The 14,776-nt window shown below is 72.0% G+C and carries 13 protein-coding genes; 7 read left to right on the top strand and 6 right to left on the bottom strand.

The window, feature by feature from the left end:
* Nucleotides 1-166 precede the first annotated feature (166 nt).
* A complete protein-coding gene (locus OHS82_RS04120) occupies nucleotides 167-646 on the top strand; it encodes an ATP-binding protein (protein WP_057582022.1) in 480 nt (159 codons plus the stop codon).
* Nucleotides 647-745: 99 nt separating this feature from the next.
* On the opposite strand, the gene OHS82_RS04115 is transcribed toward OHS82_RS04120, so the two are convergent.
* The gene (locus OHS82_RS04115) at nucleotides 746-1,459 is read right to left on the bottom strand and encodes a hypothetical protein (RefSeq protein ID WP_057582021.1); all 714 of its coding nucleotides are present in this window, start codon (nucleotides 1,457-1,459) and stop codon (nucleotides 746-748) included.
* Nucleotides 1,460-1,841: 382 nt separating this feature from the next.
* Here OHS82_RS04115 and msrA point away from each other — a divergent pair, with 382 nt between their 5' ends.
* Nucleotides 1,842-2,354, top strand: a complete 513-nt coding sequence (gene msrA, locus OHS82_RS04110) for a peptide-methionine (S)-S-oxide reductase MsrA (protein ID WP_057582020.1) — start codon at nucleotides 1,842-1,844, stop codon at nucleotides 2,352-2,354.
* Between the two features lie 64 nt (nucleotides 2,355-2,418).
* Here the strand turns inward: msrA and OHS82_RS04105 are convergent, their stop codons facing one another.
* From OHS82_RS04105 to OHS82_RS04090, 4 genes are all read right to left on the bottom strand, one after another.
* The gene (locus OHS82_RS04105; RefSeq protein ID WP_057582019.1) at nucleotides 2,419-3,096 is read right to left on the bottom strand and encodes a response regulator; all 678 of its coding nucleotides are present in this window, start codon (nucleotides 3,094-3,096) and stop codon (nucleotides 2,419-2,421) included.
* Between the two features lie 25 nt (nucleotides 3,097-3,121).
* A complete protein-coding gene (locus OHS82_RS04100; RefSeq protein WP_057582018.1) occupies nucleotides 3,122-4,303 on the bottom strand; it encodes a sensor histidine kinase in 1,182 nt (393 codons plus the stop codon).
* A gap of 111 nt (nucleotides 4,304-4,414) precedes the next feature.
* The gene (locus OHS82_RS04095; RefSeq protein WP_328433293.1) at nucleotides 4,415-6,613 is read right to left on the bottom strand and encodes an MMPL family transporter; all 2,199 of its coding nucleotides are present in this window, start codon (nucleotides 6,611-6,613) and stop codon (nucleotides 4,415-4,417) included.
* Nucleotides 6,614-6,891: 278 nt separating this feature from the next.
* Nucleotides 6,892-7,656: an IclR family transcriptional regulator gene (locus OHS82_RS04090; protein ID WP_328433292.1), complete on the bottom strand. Its 765-nt coding sequence runs from the start codon at nucleotides 7,654-7,656 to the stop codon at nucleotides 6,892-6,894.
* Nucleotides 7,657-7,977: 321 nt separating this feature from the next.
* On the opposite strand from OHS82_RS04090, the gene OHS82_RS04085 reads away from it, so the two are divergent.
* The 5 genes from OHS82_RS04085 (at nucleotide 7,978) to OHS82_RS04065 (ending at nucleotide 13,268) form a co-directional block, all read left to right on the top strand.
* Nucleotides 7,978-8,181, top strand: coding sequence for a cold-shock protein (locus OHS82_RS04085; protein ID WP_037751662.1), 204 nt, complete (start codon nucleotides 7,978-7,980; stop codon nucleotides 8,179-8,181).
* Between the two features lie 169 nt (nucleotides 8,182-8,350).
* Entirely contained in the window at nucleotides 8,351-9,934 is a 1,584-nt protein-coding gene (locus OHS82_RS04080; protein ID WP_057582015.1) for an FMN-binding glutamate synthase family protein, read from the top strand.
* Between the two features lie 14 nt (nucleotides 9,935-9,948).
* Nucleotides 9,949-11,712, top strand: a complete 1,764-nt coding sequence (locus OHS82_RS04075) for a thiamine pyrophosphate-dependent enzyme (protein WP_057582014.1) — start codon at nucleotides 9,949-9,951, stop codon at nucleotides 11,710-11,712.
* A 94-nt stretch (nucleotides 11,713-11,806) separates the two neighbouring features.
* Nucleotides 11,807-12,652 carry an RNA polymerase sigma factor SigF gene (locus OHS82_RS04070; RefSeq protein ID WP_328433291.1) on the top strand — a complete coding sequence of 282 codons (846 nt, stop codon included), beginning with the start codon at nucleotides 11,807-11,809 and terminating at the stop codon, nucleotides 12,650-12,652.
* A 94-nt stretch (nucleotides 12,653-12,746) separates the two neighbouring features.
* A complete protein-coding gene (locus tag OHS82_RS04065) occupies nucleotides 12,747-13,268 on the top strand; it encodes a hypothetical protein (protein ID WP_057582013.1) in 522 nt (173 codons plus the stop codon).
* A gap of 74 nt (nucleotides 13,269-13,342) precedes the next feature.
* Here the strand turns inward: OHS82_RS04065 and OHS82_RS04060 are convergent, their stop codons facing one another.
* Nucleotides 13,343-14,719 carry a penicillin-binding transpeptidase domain-containing protein gene (locus OHS82_RS04060; protein WP_328433290.1) on the bottom strand — a complete coding sequence of 459 codons (1,377 nt, stop codon included), beginning with the start codon at nucleotides 14,717-14,719 and terminating at the stop codon, nucleotides 13,343-13,345.
* Between the last annotated feature and the right edge of the window lie 57 nt (nucleotides 14,720-14,776).

Here is a 14,776-nt window from a genome sequence, read left to right as displayed (position 1 = left end):
CCGGGCGGCCCGTCCGTCCATCCGCCTGTCTGGGGAACCCCTTTGCGGCGCCCGGGTCCGCCGGGGTCCCTTCGGGCCGCTGTGTCGGACGCCACTCCTGTGACAGGCATGTCGAGCCGCATCGCGGGTACCGGCGCACGTGAACGGGGGAGTGAGGGCGACACGAGTGGAATCGCATGCCGACGGAGACGGCTGTACCGGGCCGGGACAGCACCTCATGCGCACCGCCTACGCGATGGGCGGCGCCGACGGCTGCATCGCCGACGCCCGCCACCACGCCCTGGCGTTCCTCGACCGGGCCCGCGCCGACCATCGTCTGCGCGTGCCCGACCGGGTGCGGGACATCATCCAGCTCGTGGTCAGCGAACTGGTCACCAACGCCCGCAAGTACGCTCCCGGCCCCGTTCTGATGGAGCTGCGTCTCACCGCCGACAGCGTGGACGTCGCCGTGTGGGACAACGACCCCACCGTTCCCACGGCCCGGCCCGCCGACCCGGACAGGATCGGCCAGCACGGTCTGGAGATCGTCAAGGCCGTCACCGCGCACCTCTTCGTGGAGCAGGAACCGGTCGGCAAGCGCATCACGGCGCGTATCGCCCTGGCCGATCCGCCCGGCGACGGCACCCCCGCCCGTCGTCCGTCGTAGCGCGGCGGCGGCCTGCCGACGGGACCTGGCAGCGCGTCGCCAGGGCGTGTTTCGAAAGTCCGGTCTGCCGGGCGACGCCTGGCACACGCCCTCGCCGTCCTAGGCCTTCAGCGAGGCCAGCACGTGTTCCGCGAGCTTCTTCGCGCTCGCGGCCCCGTTGTCGGCGCCGTCCGTGGACAGCACGCTGACGACGGCCGTGCCGGAGCGGGAGGCGATCAACGTGGTGCCGGTCTCCCAGGCGCTGCTGGTCAGCGTGATGGTGTACGCCTCGTCCCCGAGTCCGGCCGTGGCGGCGCCGGTGACCTTCACCTTGCTGTGGGTGTCGGAGTCCGTGTAGCCCGGGCAGGCGGCGACGACGTCCGCCAGGTCCCTGAGCACGTCCGCGCCCGTGGTGCCGCGGTAGACGTCGATCTCCTGGTCGAGTTCGGCGGACGTGTTCCGGTTGATGTAGGAGTTCTGCGCGAACGAGACGCCCTCGACGCCGGTGAGGCTGATCCAGCTGGTGGCCGCGAGATCGGCGCAGTGCGGCTTGGCGGCGTTCTTCGTGGCCGGCGCCTGGTAGGTGTCGCCGGTGTCGCGGGCGAGACTCGCGTCGGCGGCGAAACCGGAGGGGAAGTACGAGGCGGGCGCCAGCGCCTTCTTCAGTTGCGTCCCCGTCAGCAGACCGGCGTCGGGGTCGGCGGCCTTCGACGGCGTGGTGGATACGGCCGGGCTGTCGGCGGAGTCCGCGGAGCCGGAGGAGGAACAGGCGGCCAGGGCCAGCGGGAGTGCCGCGACGGCGAGCATCTTGGCGGCATGGGACGGGAGACGCATCGAGGTCCTCAAAGTGACGTGCATGGTGCGCCAGGCCTGGGTGGGGACCGGGAACGGGTGCGCCGTGAGCGCGGAGGTGCCTTCGGCCTGGCCGGCGGGGCCGCAAGGTTGCCGGGCCCGGAGCGACCTTAGGCGGAGGCCGGCCACAGAATGATCACCGGATACTCAAGGCCAGGTCAAAGCATCGACCCCGATGAAGGTTTTGCCGTGTCTTGGGGAACCCGCGAGGCGGTCGAGCAGTGGGGCCGCGCGACGGTGCGGGCCGCGGGGGCGTGGAATTATCCGGGCTCCGCCCGTGCTGTCGTATCCACCAAGGTGGGACGCCGACGGTGTGCGAGCGAGCAGCGTGAGCGGCCGAGGCGGGCGATGGGAAGGAACCGACATGGCAGCGCAGACGCAGAGGGCCGTGCTAGCGGGCGGATGCTTCTGGGGAATGCAGGACTTGATCCGTCGGCTCCCGGGCGTGACCGCGACCCGGGTCGGCTACACCGGGGGTGACGTGCCGAACGCGACCTACCGCAACCACGGGACCCACGCGGAGGCCATCGAGATCCTCTTCGACCCGGAGAAGACCGACTTCCGGACCGTTCTCGAGCTGTTCTTCCAGATTCACGACCCGAGCACCAAGAACCGCCAGGGCAACGACATCGGGCTCAGCTACCGCTCGGCGATCTACTACGTGGACGACGAGCAGAAGCGGATCGCCGAGGACACCATCGCCGACGTCGACGCCTGCGGACTGTGGCCGGGCAAGGTCGTCACCGAAGTGGAGCCGGTCGGGCCCTTCTGGGAGGCCGAGCCCGAGCACCAGGACTACCTGGAGCGCTACCCCGACGGCTACACCTGCCACTTCCCGCGCCCGGGCTGGCGGCTGCCCGCCCGCACGGACGCCTGACCCACCGCGCCGCCGGCTCAGGGACCCTCCCCGCAGGGGTCCGTCCGGGTCGGCCGGGCCCGCGTCAGCGCTGCGCTTCGCCGGCCTGGACCAGACCGGTCTCGTAGGCGATGACGACCAGCTGGGCACGGTCACGGGCACCCAGTTTGGTCATCGCGCGGTTGGCGTGCGTCTTGGCGGTGACCGGGGTGACGAAGAGGCGTTCGGCGATCTCGTCGTTGGACAGGCCGGCGGCCACCAGGGTCATCACCTCGCGTTCGCGGGGAGTCAGCGCGGCCAGCCGCGCGGGGTCCACGAGGTCGCCGGGGGAGGGGTGGGCGAGGACCCGCGCGATGAGGCCCTTGGTGGCCGTGGGAGAGAGCAACGCCTCGCCGGCGGCGACGAGGCGGACGGCGTCGAGCAGCTGAACCGGCTCGATGCCCTTGCCGAGGAAGCCGCTGGCGCCGGCCCGCAGCGCCTCCACGACGAGTTCGTCCTCCTCGAACGTGGTCAGCACGAGGACCTTGACGCCGGCGAGGTCCTCGTCCTGGCCGATCAGCCGGGTGGCCTCGATGCCGTCGACCTCGGGCATCCGGATGTCCATCACCACGACGTCGGCGCGTTCGGCACGGGCCAGCCGTGCCGCCTCGCGGCCGTCGGACGCCTCGGCGACGACCTCCATGTCCGGCTGTGCGTCGAGGAGCAGCCGGAAGGTGCCCCGCAGGAGGGCCTGGTCGTCGGCGAGCAGAACGCGGATCGTCACGGGCGGGGTTGTCCTCACGGGTCGGTCAGACGGTTGCGGGGGCGAGGGAGAGCGGCAGGTCCGCGACGACCTGGAAGCCGCCTTCGGGCCGCGGGCCGGCGGTGACGGTCCCGCCGATGGCGGTGGCGCGCTCCCGCATGCCGATCAGGCCGTGACCGGCGCCGGGGCCCTGGGGAGCGCCGGGGCGTCCGTCGTCGGTCACGGTGACCCGGAGCGTGTGCGGGCCGTACTCCAGGGTCACGGTGGCCCGGGTGGCGGACGCGTGCTTGTGCGTGTTGGTGAGGGCTTCCTGGACGATGCGATAGGCGGTCAGCTCGGTGGCGGGGGCCTGCGGCGCGGGGTCGCCGGCGCGGGACACGTGCACGGACAGTCCGCCGGCCCGCAGTCCTCCGGCGAGGGCGTCGAGATCGGCGAGCCGGGGGATGGGGGCCCGGGCGCCGGGCGCGTCGTCGGGCTGGCGCAACAGACCTACCGTGGCGCGCAGTTCGTCCAGTGCGGCGCGGCTGTTGTCCTTGATGTGGGCCAACGCCTCGAACGCCTGGTCGGGGTTGGCGCGCATGAGGTGGTGGGCCACTCCCGCCTGGGCGTTGACCAGGGTGATGTGGTGGGCCACGACGTCGTGCAGATCGCGCGCGATACGCACCCGCTCCTCGGAGACGCGGCGCCGGGCTTCCGCCTCCTGCGCGTTCTCGGCACGGACCACGCGGGCCCTGGCCTCGGCGAGATGGTCGCGACGGTTGCGGACGGCGCGGCCCAGCGCGGTCGCGGCGATCGCGAAGTCGAGCCGCAACAGGCCGGCAGCGCCCACGACTGACTCCGCGTGGGTGGCGGCGTGGACACCCGCGATCGCCAAGGCGGCGGCCAGGCCGACGGTCCACGCGGTGCGCCGGCTGCCGAGGGCTGCGAGCGTGTACAGGGCCACGAGCCCGGCCGCAGGGGCCATGTCGGCGCTGGGAACAAGGGCCATCAAGGTGAGCCCGGTCGCCAGTGTGACGAGGGCGACGGGCAGCGGCCACCGGCTGCGGACGACCAGGGGCAGACAGGACAGCCCGGACCACACCGCCTCCTGCCAGCGCGGCTCGTGCCAGGAGGACTCGCCGACGGCGGTCGCCGACACGGCCACCACGATCAGCGGCACCGCCGGGAGCGCGTCGCGCACACGGTCATGACGGGCGATCCACCGGCGCCACACCATACTCACGTCCATTCCCTCACTCTAAGCAGCGCGGGCCGGCCGACGGACAGGTCGCCCCGCCCGGCCGGCCCGCCCGCGCGGTAGCCGGTCCGTACTGCCGTCGGTCCGCAGTGCCGGACGGTCCTAGTCGGCCACGCCCGCGGTCTGCGGCTCGCGTACCGGGAGCGGTGAGCGCGCGGGCTCGTCCGCGGGGCCTTCGACGGACACGCGGGGCAGGGCCTGGTCCAGGCGGCGGGGCAGCCACCAGTTGGCCTTTCCGCACAGGTGCATGAGCGCGGGCACGAGGACCATGCGGATCAGCAGGGCGTCGACGGCGACCGCGACCGCGAGGCTGACTCCGAACTCGGCGATGACCCGCATGCCGCCGAAGACGAAGGAGCCGAAGACGCAGACCATGATGGCGGCGGCGACGGCGATCACCTTGCCGGTCTCGGCCTGGCCCACCCGGATTGCCCTGCCGTTGTCACCGGTGTGGGCCCACTCCTCGCGCATCCGGCTGACCAGGAACACCTGGTAGTCCATGGACAGGCCGAACATGATGCCGACGACCAGGATCGGCACGAACGACTCGATCGGTCCGCCCGCACCGAGGCCGAGGGCCCCCGCGCCGAAGCCGTACTGGAAGACCACGACGACGGCGCCGAAGGCCACGCCGATGCTGAGGACGTTGAGCACCGCGCCCAGGGCCGGGATGAGCAGGCTGCGGAAGGCGATCGTCAGCAGCAGGAAGCCGAGTGCGGCGATCACCAGCACGAACAGGGGGAGTTTCGACATCAGCACCGACGCGAAGTCGTCGTTGCTCGCGGTCACACCGCCCACGTAGACCTTCATGGAGGTGCCCTGCTCGGCCGGCGGGATCACCTTGTCGCGCAGGTGGTGGATCAGGTCGGAGGTGGCGGCGGACTGGGGCGAGGTCGTCGGGACGACAGAGATCACCCCGACCGTCTGTCCCTCCTTCATCGGGGCGGCGGCGGCACTGGCGACGCCGTCGGCCTTCTCGAGCGTGGTGACCAGATTCGCCTCGGCCGCCCTGTCGGCGGCGGTGGGGGCCTGAACGGCGAGGACCAGCGGCCCGTTGAAGCCGGGTCCGAACCCTTCCGCGATCATGTCGTAGGCCTGACGGTTCGTCGAGGCGGTCGGGAGGTTGCCGTCGTCGGACGCTCCGAGGCGCAGCGAGAGAGTGGGGAGGGCGAGCGCGACCAGCACGGTGAGGGCGACGAGCGCCAGTGCCCTGGGCCGGGCCTGGACCCGCTCGGCCCACCGGGTCCACGGACCCGGCCGCCGGGAAGTCCGCCGCCGCGCCTCTCCGGTGGGTTCCCGGCGCTCCCTGCGACCGAGGACCCGCGGCCCGATCATGCCGAGCAGCGCGGGCAGCAGGGTGACGGCGGCCAGCACGGTCAGCACGACGGTGACGGCGGCGCCGACGGCCATGCCGTTGATGATGCCGACGTTCAAAGTGAGCATGCCGAGCAGCGCGACGACGACGGTGAGTCCGGCGAACAGCACGGCGCGGCCGGACGTGTCGAGCGACCTGGCGATCGACTCGGGGACGGTCATGCCCGCCGTCAGGTTGGTGCGATGCCGGTTGACGATGAACAGGGCGTAGTCGATGCCCACGCCGAGGCCGATCAGCGAGCCGAGGGTCAGTGTGGTGTCGGAGAGGGTGATGACGTGGCTGAGCAGGATCACCGCCACGGCGGAGGTGCCGACGCCGACGACGGCCGTGATGACGGGCAGCGCCGCCACCCAGACCGCCCTGAAGGCGAACAGCAGCACGACGAAGGCGAGCGCGATGCCCATGACGTCGGCGATCGGGTTCGGTTCCGGGTTGACGGTGAACGCCTGCCCGTTGAGCGCGATGTGCAGACTCCCCGAGTCCGGCCCGGTGGCGAGGTCCTTCACGTGGTCGACCTGGGCGTCCTGCACGTCCTGGTCGAAGGCGACCGTGGCGTAGGCGGTCCTGCCGTCCTCGCTGATCTGTCCCTCGCCGACCGGCGTGTAAGGGCTGCTCACGGAGGCGACGCCCGGCGCGTCGGCGATCTCCTTCAGTGTGTCGGTCATGGCCTGCTCGGTGGCGGGCTCGGTGACCCGGCCGCCGCCGCTCAGCTGCCAGACGACCCGTCCGTTCTTGCCCGCCGCGCTGTCGGCGGCCCGCTGCAGCAGGGCCGTCGCCTTGGCCGAGTCGGTGTCCTGCGAGGTCGGGCTGTTGCCGAACGCGCTGCCGGCCGCACCGACCCCCGCTCCCAGGGCGAGCAGCAGGCCCGCCCAGACCAGGACGACGGCGAGTCGGTGCCGATGGCACCAGCGGGCAAGAGAGGACATCGACGAGCCTTTCGAGGGGTGCGTCACACGATCGGGCCGGCGATTTCGGCCTGCCCTCACGCTCGCAGTCCCGCGTCCTCGCGTCGTTGGGCGTTCGTAGACACTTGCGTCTGCTGCGAGCGCAGTAGGCAGGGCACGAGACGGCGTGCGCTCCCCAGAGGTCACGCGCTCCCGAGACGGCGTGCGCTCCCCAGAGGTCACGCGCTCCCGAGAAGGCGTGCGCTCCCCGGTCGGGTGGCAGCGCAGATGCGGTTCGTGCGGCGTGAGCGGGTGGGCGATCAGGCCCCGCGCAGGGCCGTCTCCAGGTGGCGCGCCCAGCGCAGGGCCGCAGTCACGCACTCCTGGGTCCTCGGCTGGAGGCGTCGTCGCGGTCCGACGACCTGGACGGCGGCGACGACCTCGTCGCTGAAGTCGCGGACCGGCGCGGCGACGGAGTACAGGCCGGGCTCGGCCTCCTCGTCGACGATCGAGTAACCGCGTCGGCGCGTCTGCGCCAGCCGGCTGAGGAAGTCGTCCAGGCCGGTGGGCGTGTGGGGGCCGTGGCGGACGAACTCGGTGCGGGCGAAGACCGCGGCCACCTCCTCGTCGTCGGCGTCGCTCAGCAGGGCCTGGCCGCAGTCGCTGCAGTAGGCGGGGAAGGGGCGGCCGATCCACGAGCCGAGCTGTCGGCTGCCGGGCGGCACCCGCTCGGCGATGGTGACGGTGGTGTCGCCGACCAGGAGGCCGAGGTAGCAGCTCTCGCCCGTCTCGGCGGCCATGCCCTCCAGGGCGGTGAGCCCGTCCGTGCGCAGACGGTGGGCCGTGAGGTCGCGCGCCGTCGCGTAGAGCCGCCAGTGCGGTGTCACGCCGCCCGAGGCGTCGTCGCGGACGGTGAACTCCTCCGCGGTCATGGCGGTGAGCATCCGCGACAACTGGCTGCGGTCGCGGTCCATCCGACGGGCCAGCTCCGAGACGGTCACGGCGGTGCCGTGCCGTCGGCCGTCGGCCGTGGCGCGGGCCAGCGCGGACAGGGCGTCGAGCCCCTTCGTCACGCTCGAGTCCACGTGCTCCTCCGCCCTGCCGACGTGCGCCCGCGCGGCGCGCGACCCTTGATCGTCGGTCCGCACTGTACCGCCGGGGGCCACGGCGCGTGTGTCGGGCCGGCCGGGAGCCCGGCGCCCGCAGAATCGTGGAACTTGAGGACGGATCATGGCCGTTGCTCTCTGGTGGCGGCCGCTCTCACCGTGTAGCGTCGCTCTCAGATGTCGTGGTTGGCAGTACCTGCCCGCGCTGCGCGCGGGCGTTTTGCTGTGCAGTGCCGGACCAAGGCGATCACCTCCGGGGCCGCGCGGTGCGGTGCCCGACATTGACTGGGAGGCACCAGCATGGCCAGCGGAACTGTGAAGTGGTTCAACGCCGAAAAGGGCTTCGGCTTCATCGCCCAGGACGGCGGCGGACCGGACGTCTTCGCCCACTACTCCAACATCAACGCCTCCGGCTTCCGTGAGCTCCAGGAAGGCCAGGCGGTCACCTTCGACATCACCCAGGGCCAGAAGGGCCCGCAGGCGGAGAACATCACCCCCGCCTGACCCTCGCACGGCCGTCAGGTCCCGGAGCGCTTCCTGCTCCGGGACCTGATCGCATGTCCGGCCCCCGTGCATCGCCCCGCCCTTTGCGCCCGCCCTTTCGCCCGCGGCGGAGACCGTCCCGTGCGCGGCTGTCGCGCATGACGGGCGACATCCGGGCAATGCGCCTGGTGTGACTCGCGTGGGAATCGTCGTTCTGATCCTGTTGACCGCCCTCGGGGCCGTGACCGCGGCGTTCGGGGTCACGCCCGCCTGGTGGTTCGCGGCCCTTCCGCTCACCCTCGTGGGTGCGCTGGGAGCCTGGGACCTGCTGCAGCGCCGGCACTCGGTGCTGCGCAACTACCCCGTCCTCGGTCATGCCCGCTTCCTCCTGGAGCGCATACGCCCGGAGTTGCAGCAGTACTTCATCGAGCGCAACTACGACGGACGCCCCTTCGACCGGGACGTGCGCAGCATCGTCTACGAGCGCGCCAAGGGCACCGACGCGGAGGAGCCGTTCGGCACCGAACGGGACGTGTACCGGCCCGGTCACGAGTTCCTGGTCCCGTCGATGGCCCCGTGCCCGGTGCCGGAAACCCCGCCGCGCGTGCGGATCGGCGGTCCGCACTGCGGCCTGCCCTACGACATGGCCCTGCTGAACGTCTCGGCGATGAGCTTCGGCTCACTGTCCGCAGGCGCGGTCCTCGCACTCAACGGGGGCGCCGCGGCCGGGGGCTTCGCCCACGACACCGGGGAAGGGGGCCTCTCCGAACACCACCTCCGTCCGGGAGGCGACCTCGTCTGGGAGATCGGCACCGGCTACTTCGGCTGCCGCACCGACAAGGGCGACTTCGACGCCGCCGAGTTCGCCGACAAGGCCGCGCACGACCACGTCAGGTGCGTGTCCCTCAAACTGTCGCAGGGCGCCAAGCCCGGCATCGGCGGAGTCCTGCCGGGAGCCAAGGTGAACGCCGAGATCGCCCGGGTCCGGGACGTGCCCGAGGGGCGGACGGTCATCTCACCGCCGTACCACAAGGTGTTCTCCACTCCACGCGAGCTCGTCCGCTTCGTCGCCCGTATGCGTGAGTTGTCCGGCGGCAAGCCGGCCGGCTTCAAGCTGTGCGTGGGCTCGCGCCGGCAGTTCCTGGCCGTGTGCAAGGCCATGCTGGAGGAGGGCACGGCACCCGACTTCATCGTGGTGGACGGCGCCGAGGGCGGCACCGGCGCGGCGCCGCTGGAGTTCGCCGACCACGTGGGCACACCGCTCACCGAAGGCCTGCTCACCGTGCACAACGCCCTCGTCGGCGCGGGCCTGCGCGATCAGGTGCGGATCGGGGCGAGCGGCAAGATCGCCACCGGCGCCGACCTGGTCAAACGCCTGGTGCAGGGCGCCGACTACGGCAACGCCGCCCGGGCGATGATGTTCGCCGTCGGCTGCATCCAGGCGCAGCGCTGCCACACCAACACCTGCCCCACCGGCGTCACCACCCAGGACCCCCGCCGTGCCCGGGCCCTCGACGTCCCCGACAAGACGGAGCGCGTCCGGCGATTCCAGGAGGCGACCGTCGCGAGCGCCCTGCAGATCATGGCGTCCATGGGAGTCACCGACCCCGCGCACCTTCGCCCCCACATGCTCCGACGGCGCGTCGACCCCTGCACCGAGCGCTCCTTCGAGGAGCTGTACGAGTGGCTTGCGCCCGGGCAGCTGCTCGCCGAACCGCCCGCCTCCTGGGCGGCCGACTGGCAGGCCGCCGACCCCGACCGCTTCACCGTCTGAACCGGAGGACCCGCATGACCCGCACCGTTGCCCGCGTCATCGTCGACGCGTTGAGCGAACTCGGCGTGCGCCAGGTGTTCGGCGTCGTGGGAGACGCCCTCAACCCCGTCACCGACGCCATCCGCACCACTGAGGGACTCGAGTGGGTGGGTTGCCGCCACGAGGAGGCGGCGGCCTTCGCCGCGAGCGCCCAGTCGCAGCTCACCGGCACGCTCGGCGTGTGCATGGGCACGGTCGGACCCGGCTCCGTCCACCTCCTCAACGGGCTGTACGACGCGGCGAAGAGCCACGCGCCGGTCCTGGCGATCGCCGGTCAGGTACCGCTCGCCGAACTCGGCAGCGACTACTTCCAGGAAGTCGACAACGACGCCCTCTTCAGTGACGTGGCCGTCTTCCGCGCGACCATCACCTCCCCGGACCAGCTTCCCCGGATGCTGGAGACGGCGGTGCGCCACGCCCTCGGCCGCAAGGGCGTCGCCGTCCTCACCGTGCCGGGCGACCTGGGCGAGCAGCAGCTGCCCTCCGACCGGCCGGCCCGCTTCTCCCTGAACGCCCCGCTGAGCCGGCCCGACGCGGCGGGCGTGCACCGCGCCGCCGAACTCCTCGACCGCTCCGAACGGGTCACCCTCCTCGTCGGTGAGGGCGCCCGGGCCGCCCGCGCGGACGTCCTGACCCTCGCCGACCGGCTGGCCGCGCCGATGGTGCTCACCCTGAAGGCCAAGGCCGGCTTCGAGGGCGACGACAACCCCTTCCAGGTCGGCCAGACCGGACTCATCGGCAACCCTGCCGCCGCGGCGGCCCTTCAGGACGCGGACACCCTCCTGCTGCTCGGCACGGACTTCCCCTACCGGGACTGGTATCCCGAGGACCGGACCGTCATCCAGATCGACACCGAGCCCGCGCACATCGGACGCCGGGTACCGGTCGACGTCGGACTCGTGGGGGACACCGGAGCCGCCGTGCGCGACCTCCTGGACGAGCTCACCGCGGCGCCCGCCGGGTCCCGGGGAGCACGTGGGCGTTCCCATCTGGAAAAGGCGCGTGAGCGCTTCGACCAGTGGCGCACAGGGCAGGCCCGGCTCGCCGACCCGTCCCACGACAAGGGTGTCGTGGGCCGCATCCGGTCCGCGCTGGACAACCGTTCCCACGACATCCGCCCAGAGGCGCTGGCCGCCGCCGTCGACCGGATCGCGGCCGACGACGCCGTCTTCACCTCCGACACCGGCATGGCCACGGTGTGGCTTTCGCGCTTCGTCGAGATGCGCGGCGGGCGACGCCTCATCGGCTCGTACAACCTCGGCTCGATGGCCAACGCCATGCCCCAGGCGCTCGGCGCCCAGTGCCTGGACCGCGAGCGCCAGGTCGTGGCGTTCTGCGGCGACGGCGGACTCAGCATGTTGCTCGGCGATCTGATGACCCTGAAGACGTATCGCCTCCCCGTCAAACTCGTCGTGTTCGACAACCGTCGGCTCGGCATGGTGAAACTCGAACAGGAGCAGGCCGGTCTGCCCGAGTTCGGCACCGTGCTCGACAACCCCGACTTCGCCGCCGTGGCGCAGGCCATGGGCATCACCGGTATCCGGGTGACCGACCCGGCCGACGTGGAGGACGCCGTGCGGCGTGCCTTCCGCAGTCCGGGACCGGTCCTGCTGGACGTCCTCACGAACCCGGACGAGATCGCCGTCCCGGCCAAGCCGACGGTCGAACAGGGCTGGGGATTCGCGGTCGCCAAGGTGAAGGAAGTCGTACGAAGTCACGGGGAGCCGGACGGCAACTGACGGAAGTTCCAGGAATGCCTGTCGACGACCGGGGTACACGCGTGATTGCCGGACGACGGACCGGCGACAGGAAACCGATCGATGGGGAGGGCACATGCCGGCGACGACGACCGTGCAGACCGCTGGACAGACGGTGGACGTACCGGAGATCGCAGACCCCTCCAAGGTCGCGCCGAGGGACGCGCGGAAGTTGTCGAAGCTGTTCTTCGACCAGCTCGCGGTGCTGGAGGAGGGGACGGCGCAGTACCAGTACGCGCGGAACACGCTGATCGAGATGAACATGTCGCTGGTGCGGTTCGCGGCCGGCCGGTTCCGCAGTCGTGGGCCGGAGGAGATGGAGGACATCGTCCAGGTCGGCATGATCGGTCTGATCAAGGCGATCGACCGGTTCGAGCTGACGCGTGAGGTGGAGTTCACCTCGTTCGCGGTGCCGTACATCGTGGGTGAGATCAAGCGGTTCTTCCGGGACACCACCTGGGCGGTCCACGTGCCCCGGCGGCTGCAGGAGGCCCGCGTGCAGCTCGCCCGCGCGAAGGAGGAGCTGCGCAGCCGCCTCGGCCGTACGCCCACCACCAAGGAGCTCGCCGAGCTGATGAGCCTGCCGGAGGACGAGGTCGTCGAGGCCCAGCTGGCCTCCAACGGCTACACGTCGGCCTCCCTGGACGCGGCGATCAGCGGCAGCGAGGACGGCGAGGCGGCGCTGGCGGACTTCATCGGTGACGAGGACGCCGCCCTGGGCCTGATCGAGGACTTCCACGCGCTCGCTCCGATGATCGCCGAACTCGACGAACGCGACCGCAAGATCATCCACTGGCGCTTCGTCGAGGAGCTCACCCAGGCCCAGATCGGCGAACGCCTCGGCGTCTCGCAGATGCACGTCTCCCGGCTGATCTCCCGTCTCCTGACCCGTCTGCGTGAGGGCATGCTCAGCACCGCCTGACGGACCGGGACCTCGCAGCGGGACGGCTCGGCAGCGGTGCGCTGTCGTATCGTCGACCCATGACGTATGTCAGGGGATCCGGTCCGGTGGCCCGATGAGCGGTTGGTGGGTCTATCTGGAGGAACGGACCCGTCAAGAGGTCGACGCCGAGGTGCTGTGCGACCGCCGGTTGACGGCGCTCAAGGTCGTGTGGGAGGCCCTGCGACCGCTGGAGCTGGGTCTGCGGGAGGCGGAGCAGGTCGTTCAGGCGCGCTACGCCGCCCTCGGCGACCGTGTGCGGCGCCGGCCACCCGATCCGCTCGACACGCCCTCGCTCGCGGCCCGCGCAGCAGCGCTGCCGGGCCGCGTGGTGGCGGTCGAGGCCCTGTGGGACGGCGACACCGTCCACGACTGGTTCGTGGTGCTGGTCGCGGTCCTGGACGATCCGGGCGGGGAAGCAGACCTGGCCATCGTCCACGAACGCCGTGGTGGGCCCGCCCCTGGCGTGGCGGCCGCCGCCGCGGGCCGGGCCCTGGCCGGCTTCCTCGGCGTGCCGTTCCACTTCCCCTCCCCGGACGTCCCCGACGACGAGGCCCCACGCTGGCGAACCGTCCGGCCGCTGCCCGGCACGCCGTGATCACCGGCGGTCGTCGCCGGTACGGGACGGACCGTCAGGTGGGCCGGCCCGCGCGTGCCGGCGAATCGGCCGGCTCAACCACCGGCGCCGGCGAGGATCTTCTCCGCCACCCTGGCCGCCGCACGCCCGCCGCCGTCCTCGTCCGCGCCTGCCGAGGCGGGCAGACCTTCCACACGGACGGCCACGGCGATACGCCGTCCGCCGGACGTCTGCGTGTGACCGATGAACCACGAGGCCGCCGAGTCGCCCCCGCCGCCGGGGACCCACCCCGTCTGTCCGCCGCTCCCGAGTGCCGCCCGCAACGCCTGTGCCGTGCCACGCGAGACGGCCTGCACCGGGGAACCGGAGCCGGCCTCGGGCTTGCGGGCGGTGCCGTCCGCCGTCGTCACCCGCTCCACCAACCGCGGGGGAACCAGCCGCCCGTCGTTCGCGACCGCTGCCGCGACCCGGGCCATCTGCAGCACGGTCGCCCGTACGTCCCCGGCTCCCATCCCCGTCAGAGCCGCCGCCGGGGCCGACGTGCCGGCCTGGGGATAGCTGCTCTCGGCGACCCGGAGAGGCACGTCGAGCCTGTCGTCGTCGAAGCCGAACTTCTCCGCCACGGAACGCAGCCGGTCCTGCCCGAGCTCGGCGGCCAACTTGGTGAACACGTTGGCGCAGGAGAGCCGCAGCGCCACTCTGATCGAGGCGTTCACGCACGCTGACGACGCGCCGGTGACCCGTGTCGTCGAAAGAGGCAGGACATAGGCGAGAGGGCTGACGGTTGCGTCGTCCACCGTCGTGTAGAGCCCTTGCTCCAGCGCGGCGGCCGCGACGACGACGCTGAACGTCGCCCCCGGCGCATCGGCCTGCCGCAGGGCCCGGTTCAGCATCGGCGAACGGCTGTCGCCGAGGACCGACTTCCACGCCTGCGCGTCCTTCGCCGATCGGCCGCTGAACATCGCCGGGTCGTAGGACGGGGTGCTCACGAGGGCGAGCAGTTTCCCGGACTCCGCGTCGAGCGCCACCGCGGCGCCCCGCCGGTCGCCCAGCGCGTCGAACGCGGCCTTCTGGACGGCGGGTTCGATGGTCGTCGCGACGTCGCCCTGGGCGGCGCCGGACGCTCCGGCGCCCAGGACGTCGTCATACACGCGCTCGAGGCCCGAGGCGCCGAACGCCATCGACCGGTAACCCGTGACCGGAGCGTAGAGAGCGCCGTCGGTGTAGGTGCGTCGGTAGGGGACCTTCGCGAGGCCGGAGGGCTGTGAACCGGTGACGGCCTTCCCGCCGACGAGGATGTCGCCCAGCCCTTGCTTCGCCGGGGACGAGGAGGGGGACTTCGCCGAGGGCCTGCCCGAGGACCTGCCCGAGGCGCCGTCGGCGGGCGCGTCCGGCCCGCAGCCGCTCGTCGCGGCGGCGAGAGCGACGAGGATCCCCGAGACGCGCAGCGCCCCACGAGTAGTCGTGTGCATGGTCGCATCCTAGAGAACGAGCCGCGGTGGCAGGGAAGTTGCGCACAGAAGGTCCGC

It is taken from the genome of Streptomyces sp. NBC_00425 (genome assembly GCF_036030735.1).
Lineage (GTDB): Bacteria > Actinomycetota > Actinomycetes > Streptomycetales > Streptomycetaceae > Streptomyces.
The sequence above is the reverse complement of the archived record's forward strand: the minus strand, read 5'-3'. Positions and strand labels throughout refer to the sequence as shown.